This is a genomic window from Auraticoccus monumenti (assembly GCF_900101785.1).
Lineage (GTDB): Bacteria > Actinomycetota > Actinomycetes > Propionibacteriales > Propionibacteriaceae > Auraticoccus > Auraticoccus monumenti.
Map to the genome: position 1 here is coordinate 593,194 of NZ_LT629688.1, position 17,597 is coordinate 610,790.

21 protein-coding genes are annotated in these 17,597 nt (G+C 71.3%); 12 read left to right on the plus strand and 9 right to left on the minus strand.

The annotated features are described in order from the left end of the window. Nucleotides 1–98 precede the first annotated feature (98 nt). Together BLT52_RS02695 and BLT52_RS02700 are read right to left on the minus strand one after the other, a co-directional pair. Complete coding sequence (locus BLT52_RS02695) at nucleotides 99–1,136, minus strand: LacI family DNA-binding transcriptional regulator (protein WP_090590388.1); 1,038 nt, start codon at nucleotides 1,134–1,136, stop codon at nucleotides 99–101. A 315-nt stretch (nucleotides 1,137–1,451) separates the two neighbouring features. Then, a complete protein-coding gene (locus BLT52_RS02700) occupies nucleotides 1,452–2,282 on the minus strand; it encodes a helix-turn-helix domain-containing protein (protein ID WP_231946470.1) in 831 nt (276 codons plus the stop codon). Nucleotides 2,283–2,382: 100 nt separating this feature from the next. Between BLT52_RS02700 and BLT52_RS02705 the strand changes: the two genes are divergently transcribed. Beyond that, on the plus strand, nucleotides 2,383–3,234 hold the full coding sequence (locus BLT52_RS02705) for an oxidoreductase (RefSeq protein ID WP_090590391.1): 852 nt from the start codon (nucleotides 2,383–2,385) through the stop codon (nucleotides 3,232–3,234). Nucleotides 3,235–3,469: 235 nt separating this feature from the next. Further along, a complete protein-coding gene (locus tag BLT52_RS02710) occupies nucleotides 3,470–4,273 on the plus strand; it encodes an HpcH/HpaI aldolase family protein (protein ID WP_090590392.1) in 804 nt (267 codons plus the stop codon). 208 nt (nucleotides 4,274–4,481) lie between these two features. On the opposite strand, the gene BLT52_RS02715 is transcribed toward BLT52_RS02710, so the two are convergent. Next, complete coding sequence (locus BLT52_RS02715; protein ID WP_090590397.1) at nucleotides 4,482–5,354, minus strand: aldo/keto reductase; 873 nt, start codon at nucleotides 5,352–5,354, stop codon at nucleotides 4,482–4,484. Nucleotides 5,355–5,511: 157 nt separating this feature from the next. Here BLT52_RS02715 and BLT52_RS02720 point away from each other — a divergent pair, with 157 nt between their 5' ends. Then, the gene (locus tag BLT52_RS02720) at nucleotides 5,512–6,120 is read left to right on the plus strand and encodes a hypothetical protein (protein WP_157676934.1); all 609 of its coding nucleotides are present in this window, start codon (nucleotides 5,512–5,514) and stop codon (nucleotides 6,118–6,120) included. 560 nt (nucleotides 6,121–6,680) lie between these two features. Then, nucleotides 6,681–7,070: a hypothetical protein gene (locus BLT52_RS02725; protein ID WP_090590401.1), complete on the plus strand. Its 390-nt coding sequence runs from the start codon at nucleotides 6,681–6,683 to the stop codon at nucleotides 7,068–7,070. 148 nt (nucleotides 7,071–7,218) lie between these two features. Here the strand turns inward: BLT52_RS02725 and BLT52_RS02730 are convergent, their stop codons facing one another. The 3 genes from BLT52_RS02730 to BLT52_RS02740 all read right to left on the minus strand — a co-directional run bounded on the left by BLT52_RS02730 (nucleotide 7,219) and on the right by BLT52_RS02740 (nucleotide 10,357). Then, a complete protein-coding gene (locus BLT52_RS02730) occupies nucleotides 7,219–7,590 on the minus strand; it encodes a PH domain-containing protein (protein ID WP_090590403.1) in 372 nt (123 codons plus the stop codon). Between the two features lie 160 nt (nucleotides 7,591–7,750). After that, nucleotides 7,751–8,812 carry a PASTA domain-containing protein gene (locus BLT52_RS02735; protein WP_090590406.1) on the minus strand — a complete coding sequence of 354 codons (1,062 nt, stop codon included), beginning with the start codon at nucleotides 8,810–8,812 and terminating at the stop codon, nucleotides 7,751–7,753. Between the two features lie 111 nt (nucleotides 8,813–8,923). Further along, entirely contained in the window at nucleotides 8,924–10,357 is a 1,434-nt protein-coding gene (locus BLT52_RS02740) for a hypothetical protein (RefSeq protein ID WP_157676935.1), read from the minus strand. A gap of 165 nt (nucleotides 10,358–10,522) precedes the next feature. On the opposite strand from BLT52_RS02740, the gene BLT52_RS02745 reads away from it, so the two are divergent. The 6 genes from BLT52_RS02745 to BLT52_RS02770 all read left to right on the plus strand — a co-directional run bounded on the left by BLT52_RS02745 (nucleotide 10,523) and on the right by BLT52_RS02770 (nucleotide 13,384). After that, nucleotides 10,523–11,026 (plus strand): hypothetical protein, encoded by a 504-nt coding sequence (locus tag BLT52_RS02745; protein ID WP_090590410.1) that lies wholly within the window; start codon nucleotides 10,523–10,525, stop codon nucleotides 11,024–11,026. After that, the gene (locus BLT52_RS02750; protein ID WP_090590412.1) at nucleotides 11,023–11,346 is read left to right on the plus strand and encodes a hypothetical protein; all 324 of its coding nucleotides are present in this window, start codon (nucleotides 11,023–11,025) and stop codon (nucleotides 11,344–11,346) included. Before BLT52_RS02745 ends, BLT52_RS02750 begins: the two co-directional genes overlap by 4 nt. A 3-nt stretch (nucleotides 11,347–11,349) precedes the next feature. Then, on the plus strand, nucleotides 11,350–11,829 hold the full coding sequence (locus BLT52_RS02755) for a WXG100-like domain-containing protein (RefSeq protein WP_090590415.1): 480 nt from the start codon (nucleotides 11,350–11,352) through the stop codon (nucleotides 11,827–11,829). A 149-nt stretch (nucleotides 11,830–11,978) separates the two neighbouring features. Further along, nucleotides 11,979–12,251 (plus strand): colicin D domain-containing protein, encoded by a 273-nt coding sequence (locus tag BLT52_RS02760; protein WP_197679164.1) that lies wholly within the window; start codon nucleotides 11,979–11,981, stop codon nucleotides 12,249–12,251. After that, nucleotides 12,251–12,475 (plus strand): hypothetical protein, encoded by a 225-nt coding sequence (locus BLT52_RS02765; RefSeq protein ID WP_090590420.1) that lies wholly within the window; start codon nucleotides 12,251–12,253, stop codon nucleotides 12,473–12,475. The genes BLT52_RS02760 and BLT52_RS02765 overlap by 1 nt, the downstream gene beginning before the upstream one ends. Nucleotides 12,476–12,580: 105 nt before the next feature. After that, the gene (locus BLT52_RS02770) at nucleotides 12,581–13,384 is read left to right on the plus strand and encodes an Fpg/Nei family DNA glycosylase (RefSeq protein WP_090590422.1); all 804 of its coding nucleotides are present in this window, start codon (nucleotides 12,581–12,583) and stop codon (nucleotides 13,382–13,384) included. Between the two features lie 470 nt (nucleotides 13,385–13,854). Here the strand turns inward: BLT52_RS02770 and BLT52_RS02775 are convergent, their stop codons facing one another. The 3 genes from BLT52_RS02775 to BLT52_RS02785 are packed head-to-tail and all read right to left on the minus strand — an operon-like array spanning nucleotide 13,855 to nucleotide 15,869. After that, a complete protein-coding gene (locus BLT52_RS02775; RefSeq protein ID WP_090590425.1) occupies nucleotides 13,855–14,664 on the minus strand; it encodes a TspO/MBR family protein in 810 nt (269 codons plus the stop codon). Between the two features lie 45 nt (nucleotides 14,665–14,709). After that, nucleotides 14,710–15,132 (minus strand): MarR family winged helix-turn-helix transcriptional regulator, encoded by a 423-nt coding sequence (locus tag BLT52_RS02780; protein WP_172803978.1) that lies wholly within the window; start codon nucleotides 15,130–15,132, stop codon nucleotides 14,710–14,712. Nucleotides 15,133–15,161: 29 nt separating this feature from the next. Further along, a complete protein-coding gene (locus BLT52_RS02785; RefSeq protein ID WP_090590429.1) occupies nucleotides 15,162–15,869 on the minus strand; it encodes a CDP-alcohol phosphatidyltransferase family protein in 708 nt (235 codons plus the stop codon). A gap of 77 nt (nucleotides 15,870–15,946) precedes the next feature. Between BLT52_RS02785 and BLT52_RS02790 the strand changes: the two genes are divergently transcribed. Together BLT52_RS02790 and BLT52_RS02795 are read left to right on the plus strand one after the other, a co-directional pair. After that, nucleotides 15,947–16,408: a nitroreductase/quinone reductase family protein gene (locus BLT52_RS02790; protein ID WP_090590432.1), complete on the plus strand. Its 462-nt coding sequence runs from the start codon at nucleotides 15,947–15,949 to the stop codon at nucleotides 16,406–16,408. 487 nt (nucleotides 16,409–16,895) lie between these two features. After that, a complete protein-coding gene (locus tag BLT52_RS02795) occupies nucleotides 16,896–17,591 on the plus strand; it encodes an SDR family NAD(P)-dependent oxidoreductase (RefSeq protein WP_090590433.1) in 696 nt (231 codons plus the stop codon). Nucleotides 17,592–17,597 lie beyond the last annotated feature (6 nt).

The window sequence follows — 17,597 nt, forward strand, 5'->3', positions numbered from 1 at the left end:
GAGGGTCGGGGCGCGTGGGAGCACCCCGGGGACGGCCGCGGCGGGCCGGACGGGTCTGGTGTAAGCGGGATCGAGGGTCGGGAGGGAGCGGGCGTGCCTCAGGCGGAGGAGCGGTGGTGCAGCCGCCAGGGCATGACGATCTCCTGGGCGGGACGGTCGGGGTCCTCGATGCGCGCGAAGAGGGCCTCGACGAGTGGGCGGAACTCGAGCTGGTCGCTGCCGACGCTGGTCAGCGGGGGCGAGGCGAACAGGCCTTCGGAGGTGTTGCCGGCACCGACGACAGCGAAGTCGTCCGGCACCTTGATGCCCCGGTCGGCGGCCGCCTGCAGAGCGGCCAGCGCTCCACGGTCGGACTCGCTGACCAGCGCGTCGGGGGGATCGGGGTGGTCGAGCAGGGAGCGGACGGCGACCACGGCTCCCGCGCGGTCGTCGGCGCCGGTGCGGACGAGCTCGTCGGGCACCGGGCGCCCCGCCTCTGCGAAGGCGTCGCGGTAACCGGCATAGCGCTCCCCGGGGGAGAGGTCGACCGGGGCGGCGTGGGCGAGGTAGGCGATGCGTCGTCGGCCCTGCTCGATCAGGTAGCGCGTGGCAGCGGCCATCCCCGCCCGCTCGTGGGCGCGGACGACATCCACCCGGGGTACCGACAGGTGCTCGTGGAACACCACCAGCCCCCGGGTGGTGCGGGCGTAGTGGTTGACGTCGATGTCCGGTGGCAGCGAGACGATGATCGCGCCGTCCACGTAGCCGCGCTCCAGCACGCGCAGGGAGTGCGCGGCTCGTTCGGGTCGGCGGATCGGCAGCCCGATCACCGAGTAGCCGCGCTCGGCGGCCAGGTCCTCGCACTGGGCGGTCAGCTGGTCCAGCCACGGGCTGACGGGTGGGGCGTAGGCGAGCGCGATGAGCTCGGTGCGCTGGCGACGCAGCACCCTGGCCGCGGTGTTGGCGGTGTAGCCCAGCCGTTCGGCGGCCGCCGCCACTCGCTCGCGGGTCTCGACGGGCATCCCCGTGGCGCGGTCGGCCCGTCCGCTGAGGACGTAGGAGACGGTGGTGACAGACACCCCCGCTTCCTCGGCGACGTCGCGCAGCGTCACCCGTCGGGCCCTTGAGCCCTCGGCAGCACCACGTCGTCCGGTCATGGTGAAAGCATTCACCAGATGGTTGGGATCGTCAAGGGTCACCGTCGCGCTGCTGCCCTGGCCGGCGCGTCGCTCCGCGTCAGCCCTTGCGGTCACCGAGGTCCGGGACCGGAGCACCTCGTGCGCGTCAGGTGCGGCCGATCCGTCGTCACGCCGGTGGAGCAGGCGACGACTCGGCCTCACCGGCGTCGTACGAGGCGGGCAGATCGCGACGGCTGCACCTGGAGGAGGCAGCAGCTCGTGGACCGAGGGGTCGACGACATCGTGATGTGCTCGGTGACGAGTAACAGGTCGGTGGGGCGTCGCGGCGTCCTGTCAGCGGGGCATCGGCTGCGCGCCGAGGACCCGCAGCAGGTCGAGCTGGCTGGCGAACTCGCTGGTCGGCGGGGCGGTGTAGACGACGACTCGGAGTCCACCGCGGTCGGCGGTGAGGACGTCGCAGTCCACCGTGATCGATCCGACCACCGGGTGGTGGATGGTCTTGGTGGACTGGGTGTGGGTGCGGACCCGGTGATCGGACCAGACCCGACGGAACCGGTCGCTGGTGGCCAGCAGGTCGCGGACCAGCACGGGCAGCTGCTCGTCGTCCGGGTGGCGGCTGAGCGTGCTGCGCAGGTCGCCCACCATGCTGCGGTCGAAGGCGTCTTCGTCCTCGTGCTCGACGTACGGGAGACCGCCGGTGAAGCGGCGCCAGACGATGTTGCGGTCTCGCTCGCTGAGGCCCGAGGGGTCACCGAAGAGGGCGGTCCAGGACTCATTGCACAGCAGCAGGCCCCAACCGGCGTCGGTCACCGCGACCGGGTTGCTCCCCAGCTGCTCGGTCAGCCGGCGGACACTCGCCGGCACCTGCCTCAGGACGCGGGTCGGTCCTGGACGGGCGTGCCCTGCCAGCCGGAACAGGTGCGCCTGCTCGTCGTCGTCCAGCTGCAGCGCCCGGGACAGGGCCGACAGCACCGACGCCGACGGCGCCTCCGCCCGCCCCTGCTCCAGCCGGGTGACGTACTCCATCGACACCCCGGCGAGCATCGCCAGCTCCTCGCGCCGCAGCCCGGGCACACGTCGCGTCCCGTTCGACGGCAGTCCGACGCTGGCCGGCGTCAACCGGTCGCGCCACGCCCGCAGGGCCGTACCCAGCTCGGAGTCCACCTCTCGAGTGTGGCACCGGCGTCGGCGATCAGCCTGGCCCTGCGCGTACCAGGAAGAGCGGTGTCTGGTCGTCTGGTCGGCGCCGCCGCAGGGTGGGGGTATGACACCGAACAGCACCTTCACCCTCGGCTCCACCAGCGTCCACCGCATCGGTTACGGCACCATGCAGCTCCCCGGCCCCCACGTGATGGGACCGCCGCGCGACCACGACGAGGCGGTCCGGGTGCTCCGCCGAGCCGTCGAGCTCGGCGTCGACCACATCGACACCGCCCAGTTCTACGGTCCCGACGTCGCCAACGAGCTGATCGCGGAGGCGCTGCACCCCTACCCCGACGGTCTCGCCCTGGTCACCAAGGTGGGGGCGCGCCGCGACGAGGCCGGCGCATGGGTGCCCGACCCCGAGCCCGCCTCCCTCCGCACGCAGGTCGAGCAGAACCTGCGGACGCTCGGCACCGACCGGCTGACAGCGGTGAACCTGCGTCTGATGGAGCAGCCGCGGCCGGCGCTGGAGGACCAGCTGGCCGAGCTGGTCAGCCTCCGCGACGAGGGTCTGATCGGCGGCATCGGGCTCTCCAACGCCGACTCCGACGAGGTCCGCAGCGCCCTGGGTGCCGGACTGGTGTGCGTGCAGAACGCGTACAGCCTGGTCGACCGCAGCTCCGAGGACGTCCTGGACCTGTGCACGGCCGAGGGCATCGCGTTCGTGCCCTTCTTCCCGCTCGGCTCGGCGATCCCGGGGATGCCCAAGGTCACCGACCTGCCGGACGTCCGGAGCGTGGCGGAGCGGCTCGGCGCCACCCCGGCGCAGGTGGGACTGGCCTGGCTGCTGGCGCGGGCGGAGAACGTGCTGCTGATCCCCGGCACGTCCTCCGTAGCGCACCTGGAGGAGAACGTGGCGGCTGGTGGGCTGACCCTGTCCGACGAGGACCTCGCCACCCTGGTCGGGCTCTGAGCCGGGGTGGTCGGTAGGTGGATCCGCTGATCGACGCCTCGAGCGGTCGAGGAGTCACCGCGGTGCCCGTGGGGGCGACGTCGGCGGTCCTGCGGCGGTCAGGCTAACTTGCCTGGGTGCGCGACGGTGCGCGGCTCGGGACCAGCCCGCCGCGCCGGCACGACCTGCGAGCGGAGGACGTGATGGGCATGAGTGACACGGCAGCTGGACACGGGGCAGCCTCGAGGGGTGCCCGATGAGCGGCGGCGGGTACGACCCGGTGCCCACGGGTGAGGTGAGCCCGGCGCAGTCGTTCGCCACCCGGCTGCGCGCGCGGGAGCGGGTGGTGGGCTACTGGGTGACGCTCGACTCCCCCGTCGCGACGGAGCGGCTGGCGCGGCTGGGCTACGACTACCTCGTCTTCGACGCCCAGCACGGCCTGCTGGGGTACGAGGGCATCCTCCGTGGCCTGATCGCAGTGGACGCAGCCGGTCGCTCGGCGGGGGTGGTCCGGGTCGGCGCGAACGACCTCTACCACGTGGGACGTGCCCTGGACGCCGGTGCGTCGACGGTCATCGTGCCCCTGGTGGACGACGCAGAGGAGGCTGCGGCGGCGGTCAGCCACACCCGGTACGCGCCGCTCGGCGGCAGGTCCTACGGCCCCATGCGCTCGGGCCTGCGGATCGGGCCGGACCCGGCGACCGCGCACGAGCAGGTCGCCTGCGTGGTGATGATCGAGACCGCTGACGGGCTGGCCAACGTCGAGGAGATCTGCCGGGTGCCGAACCTGGCCGGGGTCTACATCGGCCCGGCCGACCTGACCCTCTCTCTCGGGGGTGCCCACCCGGCCGACCCGTCGGTGGCCGAGGAGTTCGAGGCTGCGCTGACGCGCGTGCGGGAGGCCGCAGCGGCCGCCGGGATCGCTGCTGGCATCCACACCGACAGCGGTGCGGACGCCCAGCGCCGCCTGGACGAGGGTTTCACGTTCTCCACCGTCAGCTGCGACCTCGTCCACCTCGAGCAGGCCGCCCTCAGCCACCTGGACGCCATCCGCCGGTGACGAGAGGCCAGGCGGTTACCACGGGGGTCGTGTCGCCACCGGCCACATCGACCGCCAGCGGGGCGCGGTGGACACGGACCCGCGGCGCCGGACCGGCCGGAGCTCCCGACGTCGGGGTCGCCCTGCACTGACTGACCTCCATGCCCCGGGGAACCCCGGACAGCACGACGCCGGGCCCCCGCGATGGCGGGAGCCCGGCGTGCGAGGGTCACTGCTGCTCGGCGGCCTTGGTGATCGCCTCGAAGGTCTCGTCGTCCAGCTCCAGGGAGGCGGCGGCGATGTTCTCCTCGAGGTGGGAGACCGAGCCGGTGCCCGGGATCGGCAGGATGGCCGGCGACTTCTTCAGCAGCCAGGCCAGCGCGACCTGGGAGGAGGTGGCGCCCAGCTTGTCCGCGATCTCGGCGACGATGCCGCCGGGCTTGCCCAGCTCGCCGCTGGCGATCGGGGCCCACGGGATGAAGCCGATGCCGTTGGCCTCGCAGTGGTCGAGGACGTCCTGGGCGTCGGTGTAGGTCAGGTTGTAGCGGTTCTGCACGGTGGCGACCGTGAAGTGCTTGCTGGCCTGCTCGATCTCGGCGACGGTGACCTCGGACAGACCGAGGGCCTGGATCTTGCCCTCCTCCTGCATCGCGGCCAGCTCGGCGAACTGGTCGTCGGCGGGGACGTCCGGGCCGATGCGGTGCAGCTGCAGGAGGTCGAGGGTCTCGACCTTGAGCTTGCGGAGGCTCAGCTCGACCTGCTGGCGGAGGTAGGCCGGGTTGCCGACCGGGGTCCAGATGTTCGGGCCCTGGCGGGTGTTGCCGACCTTGGTGGCGATCTTGACGTCGCCGTAGGGGTGCAGGGCCTCGGCGATCAGCCGCTCGCTGACGTCGGGACCGTAGGCGTCGGCGGTGTCGATGAAGTCCACGCCCAGCTCGACAGCGCGACGCAGCACGGCGTGCGCGGTGTCGGTGTCGGCGGGCTCGCCCCAGATGCCGTCGCCGGTGATCCGCATGGCACCGAAGCCGAGGCGGGTCACGGGGCCGAGGTCCTTGATGTCGTAGGTGCCCGAGCTGCGAGCGTTCAGAGTCGTCTGCGTCATGCTTGGGACAGCCTCGTTGGCGGCGTGAGTATTCCTCCACAGGGTTGTCCAGTTATCCACAGATCTGTCCCGAGCCCTCTTTTCGTGAGCCCCCGGATGGCAAGATGAACGCCGCAGAGACGGCTCACCCCGGCCGTCGAGACGGAGGAGCAGGTCCGTGAACCGCACGTTGCGCGCAGGTGCTGGAGCGGCGTTGGTCGCCGCCCTGGTGCTGGCAGGGTGCCAGGCGAATGAGCCGGAGCCGATTCCGACGGCCGTTCTGCCGACGCCTACACCAGCCAGCCCTGTCGCATCGCCTTCCTCATCCCCCTCAGCCGATCCTTTTCAGCAAGCCATTGAGACGTACGTCGAAGGCCGAGACGTGGCGGACGCGCTCTACTTGGGCGGGGGGTCACCCGACCCTTCGGCGCAGTTAAAGCCCTACTTCTCAGGGCCGTACCTCAACTTGCTTGAGATGAACCTGCGCCAGTACCACGACGAGAACTTGGAACAGACGGGAGCGCCGCAGCTCGCGGCTCTTGTGTTCCGTAGTCAAGAGACCCAGGTAAGGGACGGTCTGGAGCGCGCGCAATTCGAGGCGTGCTTGGACTTCTCCGACGTGGCCGTCAAGGACGCGGGAGGGGAAGTCATTGAGCGGGGATTCGACCTAAGTATTGACACCGTCGACATGGTGCGCGAGCAAGGCGGCGAATGGAAGGCTCACGACGTCAGTAGTCGCTCAGTTGATCAGTTTGAAGGCACCGGTTGCGCGGGGGACGCCGAATGAGACGGATCTTCGGAGTGGTGGTGGCGCTAGGCTGCGCCATTGGCATGGCCTCGGTGGGCAGTTCGGCCTGGGCTGAGGGCGGCGCATGCAAGGCCGTCGAGACGGTTGTCGGCGACCGAGTCATCGTTACCTATGTGTGTCCGCCCAAAAGCGCCAAGGCCAGCGCCTCGGTTGGGGAGTCTACGAAGCAGAGCGTGCAAACCAACGCCGGGCTTGGGGACACCCCTCGCCGTCGAGGCGCGACAAACGTGCCTAACGGGACGGCTCTTCCGGTCGACGCTGATGACTGGTCCCGTCCCGAGACTCTAATGAACGGCGCAGCGTGCGAGATTGCCATCCGCGAAGGAGCGGGAGGTAACTGCTCAGTGGTTCCGGACGAGCCTGACTCGGAAGAGCCAGCCAATCCCGCTCAACCAGCGGCAGCAGCAGAACCGGCAGCGGAACCTGAGCCGCAGGTCGATCCCGCCGTCGCGGCTCTGTCCCTCATCGCCGAGATCGAGTTCTCCGGCGGCGACCCCCAGATCGGGCCGCCCGCCGACATCAACCCCTGGGGCATCGCAGTGGTCGGCTACCCCTACTGGTTCTGGACCGACGGCCCCAGCAGCCTGCAGGCGTCCCAGGAGTCCATGGGCATCGAGGTGTCCCTCGACGCCACCGCCACCTCGGTCACCTTCGACACCGGCGACGGCGGGAGCGTCACCTGCGACCCAGCGAGCGCCCCCCGTTGGACCCAGGGCGTCGCCCCCAAGCAGGAGTCGCCCAGCTGCGGCTACACCTGGACGGAGAGGTCCGCCACCCCCTCGAGCCCGGAGTCGGCGCACACCGTCACGGCGACCACCACGTGGCAGGTCGACTGGACCGCCGGGGGCGAGTCGGGCACGGAGGTGGTCCAGCGCAGCGAGTCCGTGGACGTCGTGGTCGGCGAGCTCCAGGCACTGGTCACGGGTTGAGGGTCAGCGCTGCCGAGCTGGCTCTCGACAGTCCTCTCCTCGGTTCGGTTGGCGGCTCAGAACTGGTCGCGCACCACGCCGCTCGATCCGAGCGCGTGGCGCCCGCGACTGAGGCTCCACGACCAGCGGCTCGAGGCCGGTCAGCGACTTAGCGCGAGCCAAGCACGACATGGGCGATGAGCTGGTCCAGTCGCCGGATGTCCACGCCCTTCTTCAAGTTGATCTTGATGTGACCGGCGCGCGTCCACAGCTCCATCTCGGCGTTGAAGTCGAGCGTGCCGGCGTTCTCGGAGGACCACATGTTGATGGCCGAGTACGGCAGGGAGTAGATCTCCACCTTCTTGCCGGTGATCCCCTGAGCATCTCGGACGATCAGACGCTTCGTGGTGAAGATGGCACTGTCGCGAAAGGTCTTGTACGCCGCGATCGCCTGTTCTCCCTGCACCATGAGTCCTTGGACGTCGGAGGGGATCGGACATTCGCTGACGAACGTCCAGGACAGAATCGGTCCGACTTCCATGGCAGCTGGCTCCTCCGGTGTTGGGTGCCTGTGAGCCTAGGGGCGACAACCCCGACGAGTGCTCAACTCGCTCCAGAAGCACGCAGCAGGTTGTTCCAGCACCAGCCGTACGGGATGAGTGACGCTCCTCGTTCGGCGGGCGGCGGTTGGCATTCGTGCCTCAGTGACCGGCGAGCATCGCCTTCGTCTGCAGCGTGCGCACACGCTCTCCTGGCTTGGCGAACGCGAGCCGGACCACGACGTAGCTGGTCGGTGCACCGGGATCGGGGTGCTGCGCCACGACCAGCCATCTCGACTGCTGCACCATCATCCGGCCCTGCCCCGAGTGGTCGACCAGCTGCGGCTCGACGTTGAGCGCACGGAGCACGCTGACCGCGTCGTTCACCCGCATGTCGACCAGGTTAGGCATGGCCCGCACGACGGACTCCCCCTTGTCGGCCATGTTCCCGTAGGCGGCCAGCAGCATCCGGACCCGGCGTGAGTGGTCCGACGACGACCCCAGCTGCTGAGCCTCGTTGAAGAACCGCTGACGGGCGTAGGCGAACCGCCCCGGGTCGGTGTCCTTCAGGTGGTCGGCGAGGAGGTAGCGGAGCGCGAGGTCCTTGACCCAGTGGTCGACCTTCGTGGCGTCGCTCTGGTACCAGGACGCCACCCCCTCGAGCGCTCTGCTCCCGACGCCGCCGGTGAAGTAGTCCACGACGGCCCCGGTGACCTGGCTGCGGGCGACGGAGACGGTTGCCTCCTGGAACGCCGACACCTTGCCGGCCGCCAGCCCCTCGGCCAGCTCCGCGCCGTGCCTGCCGATCTCGGCGGCCGTCGCGCCCGCCCGGGTCATCTCGAGCAGCGTGTCGAGACGGGTACCGGAGGTCCCGACGGTGAGGGTCTCCTCCTCCAGGTAGTCGTTCCAGAGGCACCAGACGAACTGCACGACCTTCGTCCAGGCCGGGTCCAGACCCACGAAGAAGGGGGCGACCTCGATGGTCCAGCCGAAGCTCCCCTTCCGCGCCTCCTCCCAGACGCGCCGTGCCCAGAGCCGCTCGTCAGGATCGAAGAAGGCCGCGTCCTCGATGGCCCGCACGATCAGCGTCGGTGACAGGCGGGCGCGATCGAGCTGCTCGCCGGTCGCGAGCGCCAGCATCGCGATGCTGCCGGCGTGGAGCGCGGCCCGCACGCGGCGAGGCGGCTCCAGCTCGACGAAGGCGCGGGGTTCCGACCAGATCATGGGCTCATCAGACAGGGCGCGGTCGATCGTGACAAGAGCGCCAGATCACGGGTGGGCATCCGGCGGGGATGCGGACGTGGTCGCCTGGAGCCAGTCACCAGTCGCGCCACCTCAGCTGACCCGCTCCCAGGCGTCGGCGTACCGCTCCACCAGCTTCGAACCGCCGGCCGACTGGGGGGCGGGCACGAACTCGCCGTCGACGACCGTCCCCACCACCCGGTAGGACTCCCGCTTCCCGAATCCCTCGACCACGGTGAACTCGGCCTGGAACCCGTCGACCACGTAGCCTCCCTCCTCGAACCGCGGGTACGCCTCCGCGGTGGCGCCCAGCAGCCGGTCGAGGTCGGCGTCGCTCGCGCTGCCCTCCACGACCAAGCGGATCACCGGGACTGTGGACACTTGCCGCAACGCCGCGACGGCGGCCACCTCCGACACCAGGGTGCGCGTCGTGGAGCCTGCCGGGAGCGGGGACGAGCTGTGGATCTCGCGCACGGTGGAGACCGCGTCCTCCGCCGGTCGTCCGCGGAAGAGGTGGATCGGCAGGTACTGGTTGCCGGCGGTCTCGTAGAGGCGGTCGTGCACCGCGCCCCAGGCCCCAAGGTCGCTGACCTGAACCTGCCGGATGGCAGGTTCGCGCTGGCCGTCGCCCTCCGGCGGGCCGAGCACGCCGTCGGCACCGGCGTCGAGGGCGATCTCGGCCCACTCGCGTCGCTCACCGCGGAAGGTGTCGGCGAAGACGTCGGCGCCGGCGCGCAGGCCGCCCCATCCGAGGATCAGCGGCTGGGAGAAGGCCGACGGGTCGACCAGTGACTCGACGTCGGCGAGGACCTCGTCCAACCCGATGTCGCCTGGGTCGAGCAGAACGCCCCCGCTGACCTCCTCGATGTCGCCGGTGACGCCCTCGACCCAGCCTCTGGTGCCGGGGTGCTGGGCGCAGAGGTCGACGAGCTGGCCCACCGCCGCCCGCGGCAGCTGCATGCCCAGCTCGTCGGCGCGCGTCCACTGCACCCGAGCGGTCCCGTCGGCGGACTGGACGACGCGGGTGGCGCGCGGCTGCGGGCCGGCTTCCTCGTCGTAGTCGCCCACGAGCCGGAAGACGTTGCAGGGCGCAGCGGTGACGACGTAGCTCGGGTAGTCCCCCACTGCCCCGGACTCCGCCCGGCCGTCGCCCCGCAGCCACAGGGCGGGGTGCAGCACCTGGTGACCGGAGCTCGGGTACAGAAGGGTCTCGAACCCGTCCACCGACAGCAGGACGGTGTCGTCGTAGCGGTCGTGGCTGTGCACCCGGTCCTGCATCTGGTCGACCAGGGCAAGAACGTCGGCGTCGGGCAGACCTGCCGTGGTCTCCACCCGAATCCAGTCCTCGGCGTCGTCCTCGTGCACGGTCGGCTCGACCACCGCCCGCTCGACACTCGACTGCTCGCCCAACCACTCCACCGCCCGCTGCCGGGCCCTGGCCTCGTCGTCCTCGGGCGAGGAGGTGCACGCAGCCACCGCCAGCAGGACGCCGGCGACGAGGAGCACGGGGAGACGGGATCTGGGCACGGGTCATTGTCACAAGCGGCGGTGCCAGGTGCTGGGCAGTGGAGGCCGCGATCGACGTCAGTCACGGAGCGGTTCTCCGGGCCGCGGCCGCCTCTTCGCGGAGTTGTCCACAGATCTGCCTCCGGACCACCCCACGGGCGGTTCGCGCTCCCTAGCGTCGACGCCATGAGCACCCACCCCCACGACCCCACCCGCCTCGACGACGGGCTGTTCGGGTTCGGCGCGCCGCCGAGGAAGCACGACGAGAGCATGGCCGACGTGATGGGCCGCGTCGCCCAGGTCGCCGCCGATCTGCAGGACCGTCCCGGCTCGACCAGCCTGACCAGGCCCTTCGCGGACCTGTCGGCGTCCGCCACCTCCGCGTCCGCCGAGGTGGACGTGGCCGTCCGCGAGACCGTGGTGACCTCGCTCCGTCTGGACGAGCACTGGCTGCGGACCGCGGACGTCCTCGAGGTCGAGCAGCTGGTCCGAGACACCGTCAACAGGGCCCTGTCTGACTTCCGCGACCAGGCGGTGGAGCAGATGACGAGCGGCGGGAACGGTGGCGACGACCTGGCGTCCCGGATCGCCGCCCTGCAGACCGAGATGCACGAGGCGTTCCGCAACGACCTGTCCCGAGCGGTCGCGCCCGGGGAGGAGCTGGTGCGCCGGCTGGGAGGTGCCTCGTGACCACCCGGTTCGACCCCAGCTCGTGGACCAAGGGCGCCACCGCCATCACCGAGGAGGCCGCCGCCTTCCACCAGTCGGCCACGTCGACCCTCGGCATGAGCTCCGACGTCGGCGCGCTCGGCTCCACCGGTGGGGCGACGCTGGTGGACGAGGCCATCGCCACGGTCCTGCCGCCGGTCTTCGACGAGGTGCTGGCCGCCATCGAGGCGCTGGCGACCGGGCTCGGGCAGGAGGCCGACCTGATGCACGCCACCGCGGCCGCCTACCGCGACACCGAGGGCGCCAACGAGCACCTCGGCCGAGCCGCCGGGCAGGTGTGAGCCATGGCGATGATGCTGCCGGGGTGGCTGGAGGAAGCGCTGCAGTTCGCCGGCTACTCCTGGCCCTCCACCAACGAGGACACCCTGCGGGCCTGGGCGTCGGAGTGGTCGTCGCTGTCGACGCGCGCGCTGGCCCACGCCGACGAGGTCGACCACGCCGTCGCCTTCGTGTCGTCCACCAACGAGGGCGAGGGCGTGGAGTCCTTCACCGCCTACATGCGCGGCGACAGCAACCTCGCAGCGCTGCGCGACTTCGGGATCGCGACCGGCATGCTCGGGCAGGCCTGCAGCGCCGGCGCGAGAATCGTGGTGACGGTCAAGCTGGCGGTCATCGGACAGCTCGCCACCCTCGCCGTCGCGATCGCCGGGGCGGTGGCGTCCGGCGGGCTCGCGTCGGCCGCTGTGTTGATCGCACGCGAGGTGGCTCGGCGGCTGGTCGACGCGGCGATCGGGCTGGCGGTCGCCGAGATCCTGGATGTGTAGCCGTGGGTGGTCTGCTCAAGGCTTTGATCCGCTTGCTCACGGCAGCACGCAAGAAGGCACCGACTCCGGTCACCCCTGGGGTTAGGAAGTTGCCCAACGGAGCCACCATCCACCCCAGCCCTCCGCCCATGGTGACGTCGCCTCACCAGGTGCAGAAGAAGTTCAAGCATGCTGGTGACTTCGGCATCCCGGGGAACTACAACAAGGCCAAGGGTGAGCAGTACGACCGTGTCCTGCACGATCACGTCAACGCCCCGACAACGACGCCGATCGACGGCACCTACCATCGTGAGCCTGTGATCCACCATCTCGATACGAGCACCGGGTTGAACGTGGTGACCAAGCCTGACGGACGGTTCGTCACCGCGTGGAAGTTCAACTCCGACCAGCTCCGGAACGTCACCACTCATGGAGGCCTGTAATGCCCGACGTCAGCGTGACCCTTTCTGCAGATGAGGCCTTGGTCCTGCTCGACTGGCTCGCCATCGAGAACGAGGTCGAGAAAGTCGCCGTTGACCCAGCCGTGCGACAAGCAATGTGGAATCTGGAAGCTCTGCTCGAACGCGTCGTCGCGGCCGTCGTCGCTGAGGACTACGCCGAGCAGGTGGATCAAGCCAAGGCCCGGCTGACCCCCTCGACGGATTGATGCAGGCCCCGGGCTAGATGACGCGATGTCGACCGCCGGATCGACCCGAAGCCCATAGGCCGGGGTGTGGCTGACCCTTTGGCCGGCGCTGGCAAGATCCTCCCCATGCCCGAGGGACACACACTGCGTCGGCTGGCCGACCAGCTGAACGCCACCTTCTCCGGGCAGGAGGTGCAGACGTCGAGTCCGCAGGGCCGGTTCGCCGAGTCGGCGGCCCTGCTGGACGGGGCTCAGTTCGTGGCCGCCGAGTCGGCCGGGAAGCACCTCTTGGTGGACTTCGAGGGCGACCAGCTGCTGCACGTCCACCTCGGGCTGTACGGGAAGTTCCTGATCAAGCGGGGAGCGTCCACGCCTCCGGTCGGGCAGGTCCGGCTGCGGGTGGAGAGCGAGACCGCCTTCGCCGACCTGCGCGGGCCGACCGCCTGCGAGCTGTGGACACCTGCGGAGGAGGCAGCGCTGCTGGCCCGCCTCGGACCGGACCCGCTGCGCGAAGACGCCGACCCCACCCGGGCGTGGGAGCGGATCCGCCGCAGCAAGGCGCCGATCGGGGCGCTCCTGATGGACCAGTCGGTGCTGGCCGGGGTCGGGAACGTCTACCGTGCGGAGATCCTGTTCCGGCACAACCTCCACCCACTCCGACCGGGTCAGGCGCTGCGTCGCGCTCAGTTCGTCGCGATGTGGGACGACCTCGTCGCGCTGATGGCCGACGGCGTGAGGATCGGGCGGATCGAGACCGTCCGCGCCGAGCACCTGGACCTGGTCCGGGCCCGCGACCGGCGTTCCTACGTGTACCGCCGGCAGGGCGAGCCGTGCCGGCTCTGCGGAACGGAGATCCGGACCGACGTGCTGGTCGGGCGCAACCTGTTCTGGTGCCCGCGGTGCCAGCCCGCCTACCGCGGCCGGACCTAACCCCTTCGCCCGTGCCTCGCCCGGCGCAGTTGCGTGGAGTGGTGGTCGCTCGAGCTGGACGGGCCACGATCTCTGCAGTCGTCAACGGCATGCAGACCCGAGCATTCGACTAGAACCCGTCTTCGCCTGAGGCCGTCCAGAGGGCGCCGGAGTCTGCCGCCCGACCCAGAGGGCCGACCCTGGCGGGCCTGCTCGCCTGTGACAGCGCCCGATCTGCAGCGGCGACCCTCCGGACGTCAGTGCTCGAGTCGATGGGTCACCGAGCGTTCTCCACCTACCGCTCGCGGGCCCGAAGAGGTGGATTTCGACGGTCAGTCGTCCCTCGGTGTCGGGAGACACGCGGCAGCGAGCGCCTGCCCGTCACTCCCAACCGCAACTGACCCTCAAAATCCGTCAGCACGGCCATCACCAGAGGTAAGAACACGGGTATGCCCAGCGCTCCACCCGAGAGCCACCGCTTGCCTGCTGTCTCAGCGGCCGGAAGGGACCGTCTGCCGGCTCCGCCCACGCAGCCGCACCACGACAGCCGCACCCAGCGCCACGACCGCGGCGACGATGGCCGCGACCGCCACCGGCGTCGACAGCGGGTCGTCGGTCAGCCGGCCGATGGCCACCCAGGCCAGTCCCCAGGCCATGGCCAGCGCGATCGCGAACCGGCCACCCAGCCGCCAGGCGAGCGCGGCCGCCACGGCCCCGGCCACCAGCACCACGACGACCCCGAGCACGGTGGCCACCGACTCCGGCGGCTCGACCCCCAGGCTGACCAGGGCGGCGGTGATGTTGGCGACGGTCGCCACGGACACCCAGCCGAGGTACAGGCCGAAGGTGCCGTCGACCACCAGCGTCTCGGCGGTCCGGCCCGAGCCGGTGCCGACCAGCCGCAGCCCGATCAGCGCGAGGACCGCGAGCAGCGCCACGATGATCACGGCGGTCAGCCACACCACACCCGTCTGGGCGACGAGGATCCACACCGCGTTCAGCACCATCGACGCCGCGGGCAGGTAGCCCAGCCGGCGCAGGCGCGAGTCGGCGGCGTTGCGCGGCAGCCACTGCCAGATCGTGAAGGCGAAGAGCCCCAGGTAGATGACCGACCAGATCGAGAAGGCGGGCCCCGCCGGCGCCACCAGCGTGGCCTGGTCCGACAGCGCCCCCTGGCTGGTGTCCTCGATCTCGGTGCCCAGCAGGCCCGTTCCCACGGCCGTCCCGACCAGGCAGAAGATCTCGGCGGCGGTGGTCACGATCCGACGGGTGAGGTCGCTCGACGTGGAATCACTCAGCATGCTGAGCATCCTACCCGCCCTAGGCGACGAGCAGCAGCCCCTGGCTCAGCCTCGGCCCGCGGCCCGAACCAGCCGGATCAGCTCGGCCCGGAAGCCCGCCGGGTCGACCAGCGGCGCGGTGACCAGCTCGTCGGCCACCTCGGTCGCGGTGATCTCGGTGTAGGCCGCCCGGCCCGCCTCGGTCAGCCGCACCTGGAGCCGTCGACGGTCCTCGGGGTCGCGCTCGCGGGTGACGTGGCCGGTGCGCTCGAGCCGCTCGACCACCCGCGCCATGGTCTGCTCCTCGACCTGACTGGCGGCGGCGAGCTGGCGCTGCGTCCGCGGACCGTCGACCAGGGCGTGCAGCGCAAGCAGCCCGGCGTGGGTCAGCCCGCGCTCACCGAGGAAGGCGTTCCAGTCCCGCTCGACGTGACGGGCCGCCGTCGACAGCAGCCGGCCCAGCGACCAGTCGGCGAGGTCCTCATCCACCCTGCCACGGTAGTCCCGTGCGGTGCTCATCACCGTCGACGGATCAACCGCCACAGGTCCAGCCCGAAGGACCAGCACAGCAGCGCCAGGGCGATCCCCAACCCGACGGCCGCGACGACGACCGGGGTGACCGGCAGCAGCGCCCCCACCAGAGCCACCGCCTGCAGCGCGGCCACCACCCGCCGCGACGGCCGCGGTGGCAGCGGCGCCGTCAGCCTGGGCCAGAGCCAGCCGGCGGCGACGAAGAGGTAGCGCAGCAACCCGATCAGCACCGCCCACGGTCCCACCACCAGCGAGACGGCGATCGACAGCACCAGCAGCAGGACGGCGTCCGCCTCGACGTCGAAACGGGCTCCGGCGTCGGAGGCCGTGCCGGTGTGCCGGGCCACCCGGCCGTCGACGGCGTCGAGGACGGCAGCCGCTCCGGCCAGGACGGCCAGCGACCACGTCCGCTCGGGCGTCACGCCGGCCAGGGCCAGCAGGACGCCACCGGTGCACACAGCCGTCATCGACAGCCGCAGCAGGGTGACCCGGTCCGCGGGGCCGCACCTGGTCCGCCGGCGCCACAGCGACACCGCCGCGACCGCGAGCACGAGCGCACCGCTCAGCAGCACCCCGGCAGCGAGCACCGGTCCCGGTCGGTGCAGCAGCAACCAGCCGATCCCGCCTCCGAGCACGAGCACGCCGGCGAGGACCAGGTCGGTACCCACCACCCGGACAGGGAGGACGCCGTGCATGCCCGAAGCCTGCCTGACGCCACCCAGCGGCGTCTGCCCGTGCCGTCCGACGCCCGGACCGGACGTAGGGTCGGGCCGTGCCCTCCGACGTCGTCCTCAAAGCCATGAACGCGGTCCACCGCATCGCCATCAAGGTCAGCGGAGGACGGCTCGGCCACGACCTGATCGGCATGCCGTCGCTGGAGCTGACCACCACCGGGCGCCGGTCCGGGCAGCCGCGGTCGGTGATGCTGACCGCACCGCTGCAGCTGGGTGACGGGCTGGTCGTGGTGGCCTCCCGAGGAGGGGACGACCAGCACCCGGCGTGGTTCCACAACCTGGTGGCCGACCCCGACGTCCGGGTGTCGCTGCGTGGCGGGCCGAGCACGCCGATGCGGGCGCGCGTCGTCGGACCCGAGGAGCGGGCCGAGCTGTGGCCGCAGATCGCCGGGAAGTACCGCAACTACGCCGGCTACCAGCGGCGCACCGACCGCGAGATCCCGCTGGTGGTGCTGGAGCCTGTCGGCCCTGAGCAGCGGGACGTCCCGCCGGCGTCGTAGGCGACCACCGGGCCGCGGGCGGCTGCCCAGCACCGCTGACGCGAGCACCACCACCATCCCCCGCCGGCCGCCGACGTCCCGGCCTCCTCGGTCAGCGCCGGCCACCCGGCCACCTGTTGGTCGGGACGCGACTTGCCCCGAGGCGTCGCCTCGTCCGTCTTCCACACGACCACTCGGGGCACGCCCGTCCAGTCGTCGAACGGGGATGTCCTGGTCACGACTCCCACGAGCACGACGAGCTGGCCCGACCTTCCGCCGCGACCCGCCTGCACGCGCGGGTCGTCGGCGCCCAAGAGCCCGTGCCTCCGGATGTCCGGCCACCGAGCACCGCCGAGCAGCCGGACGTCCGGCCCGCAAACCATCCCGCTTCCCCAGCCCCCGGAAACCCGTCCGACCGCTCCGCACTCCGAGCGCCGGGCCCCCGACGCGTCCGCGAGACGGCTCCCGCGAGAAGCCAGCACGCACACCCACCGACGAGGGAGACCACATGGAGCTGCACGGCGCACGGATCCTGGTGGCCGGAGCCACCGGCGCCCTCGGTGGTCAGCTGACCACCGCCCTCCTCGCTGCGGGAGCGACCGTGGTCCCCGCCGGCCGAGACCCCGAGCGTCTCGTCGAGGTGGGCGAGGAGTGCGGGCAGACCGGTCTGCACCTCGACGTCGTCGACGCCGACGCCTGCCGCCAGGTCGTGGATGCCGCGACTGAGACGCTCGGCGGGCTGGACGCCCTGGTCGTCGCGGTCGGCGTCGCCTCCTTCGGCCGCGCGCTCGAGGCCGACGACGCGGTGGTCGAGGAGCTGTTCGCCGTCGACGTGCTCGGACCGATGTCGCTGGTGCGGGCCGCCGCGCCGCACCTGGGTGAGGGCGGCACCGTGGTCGTCCTCTCCGCGATCCTCGCCGACGTCCCCACCGCCGGGATGGCGGAGTACAGCGCCGCCAAGAGCGCCCTGTCGACGTGGCTGGGGCTGGTCGGCAAGGAGGAGCGCCGGAAGCTGCACGTGGTCGACGTCCGCCCACCCCACCTGGACACCGACCTGTCCGATCACCCGCTGGCCGGGACCGCGCCGAAGCTCCCAGCCCCCTACCCCGCCGCCCGTGTGGTCGAGGTCGTGCTGGAGGCCGTGCGCGACGGCAAGAAGGAAGTGGTCTGGGACGCCGACGCCCGCGAGGTCGTCGCCCGCTGACCGCGC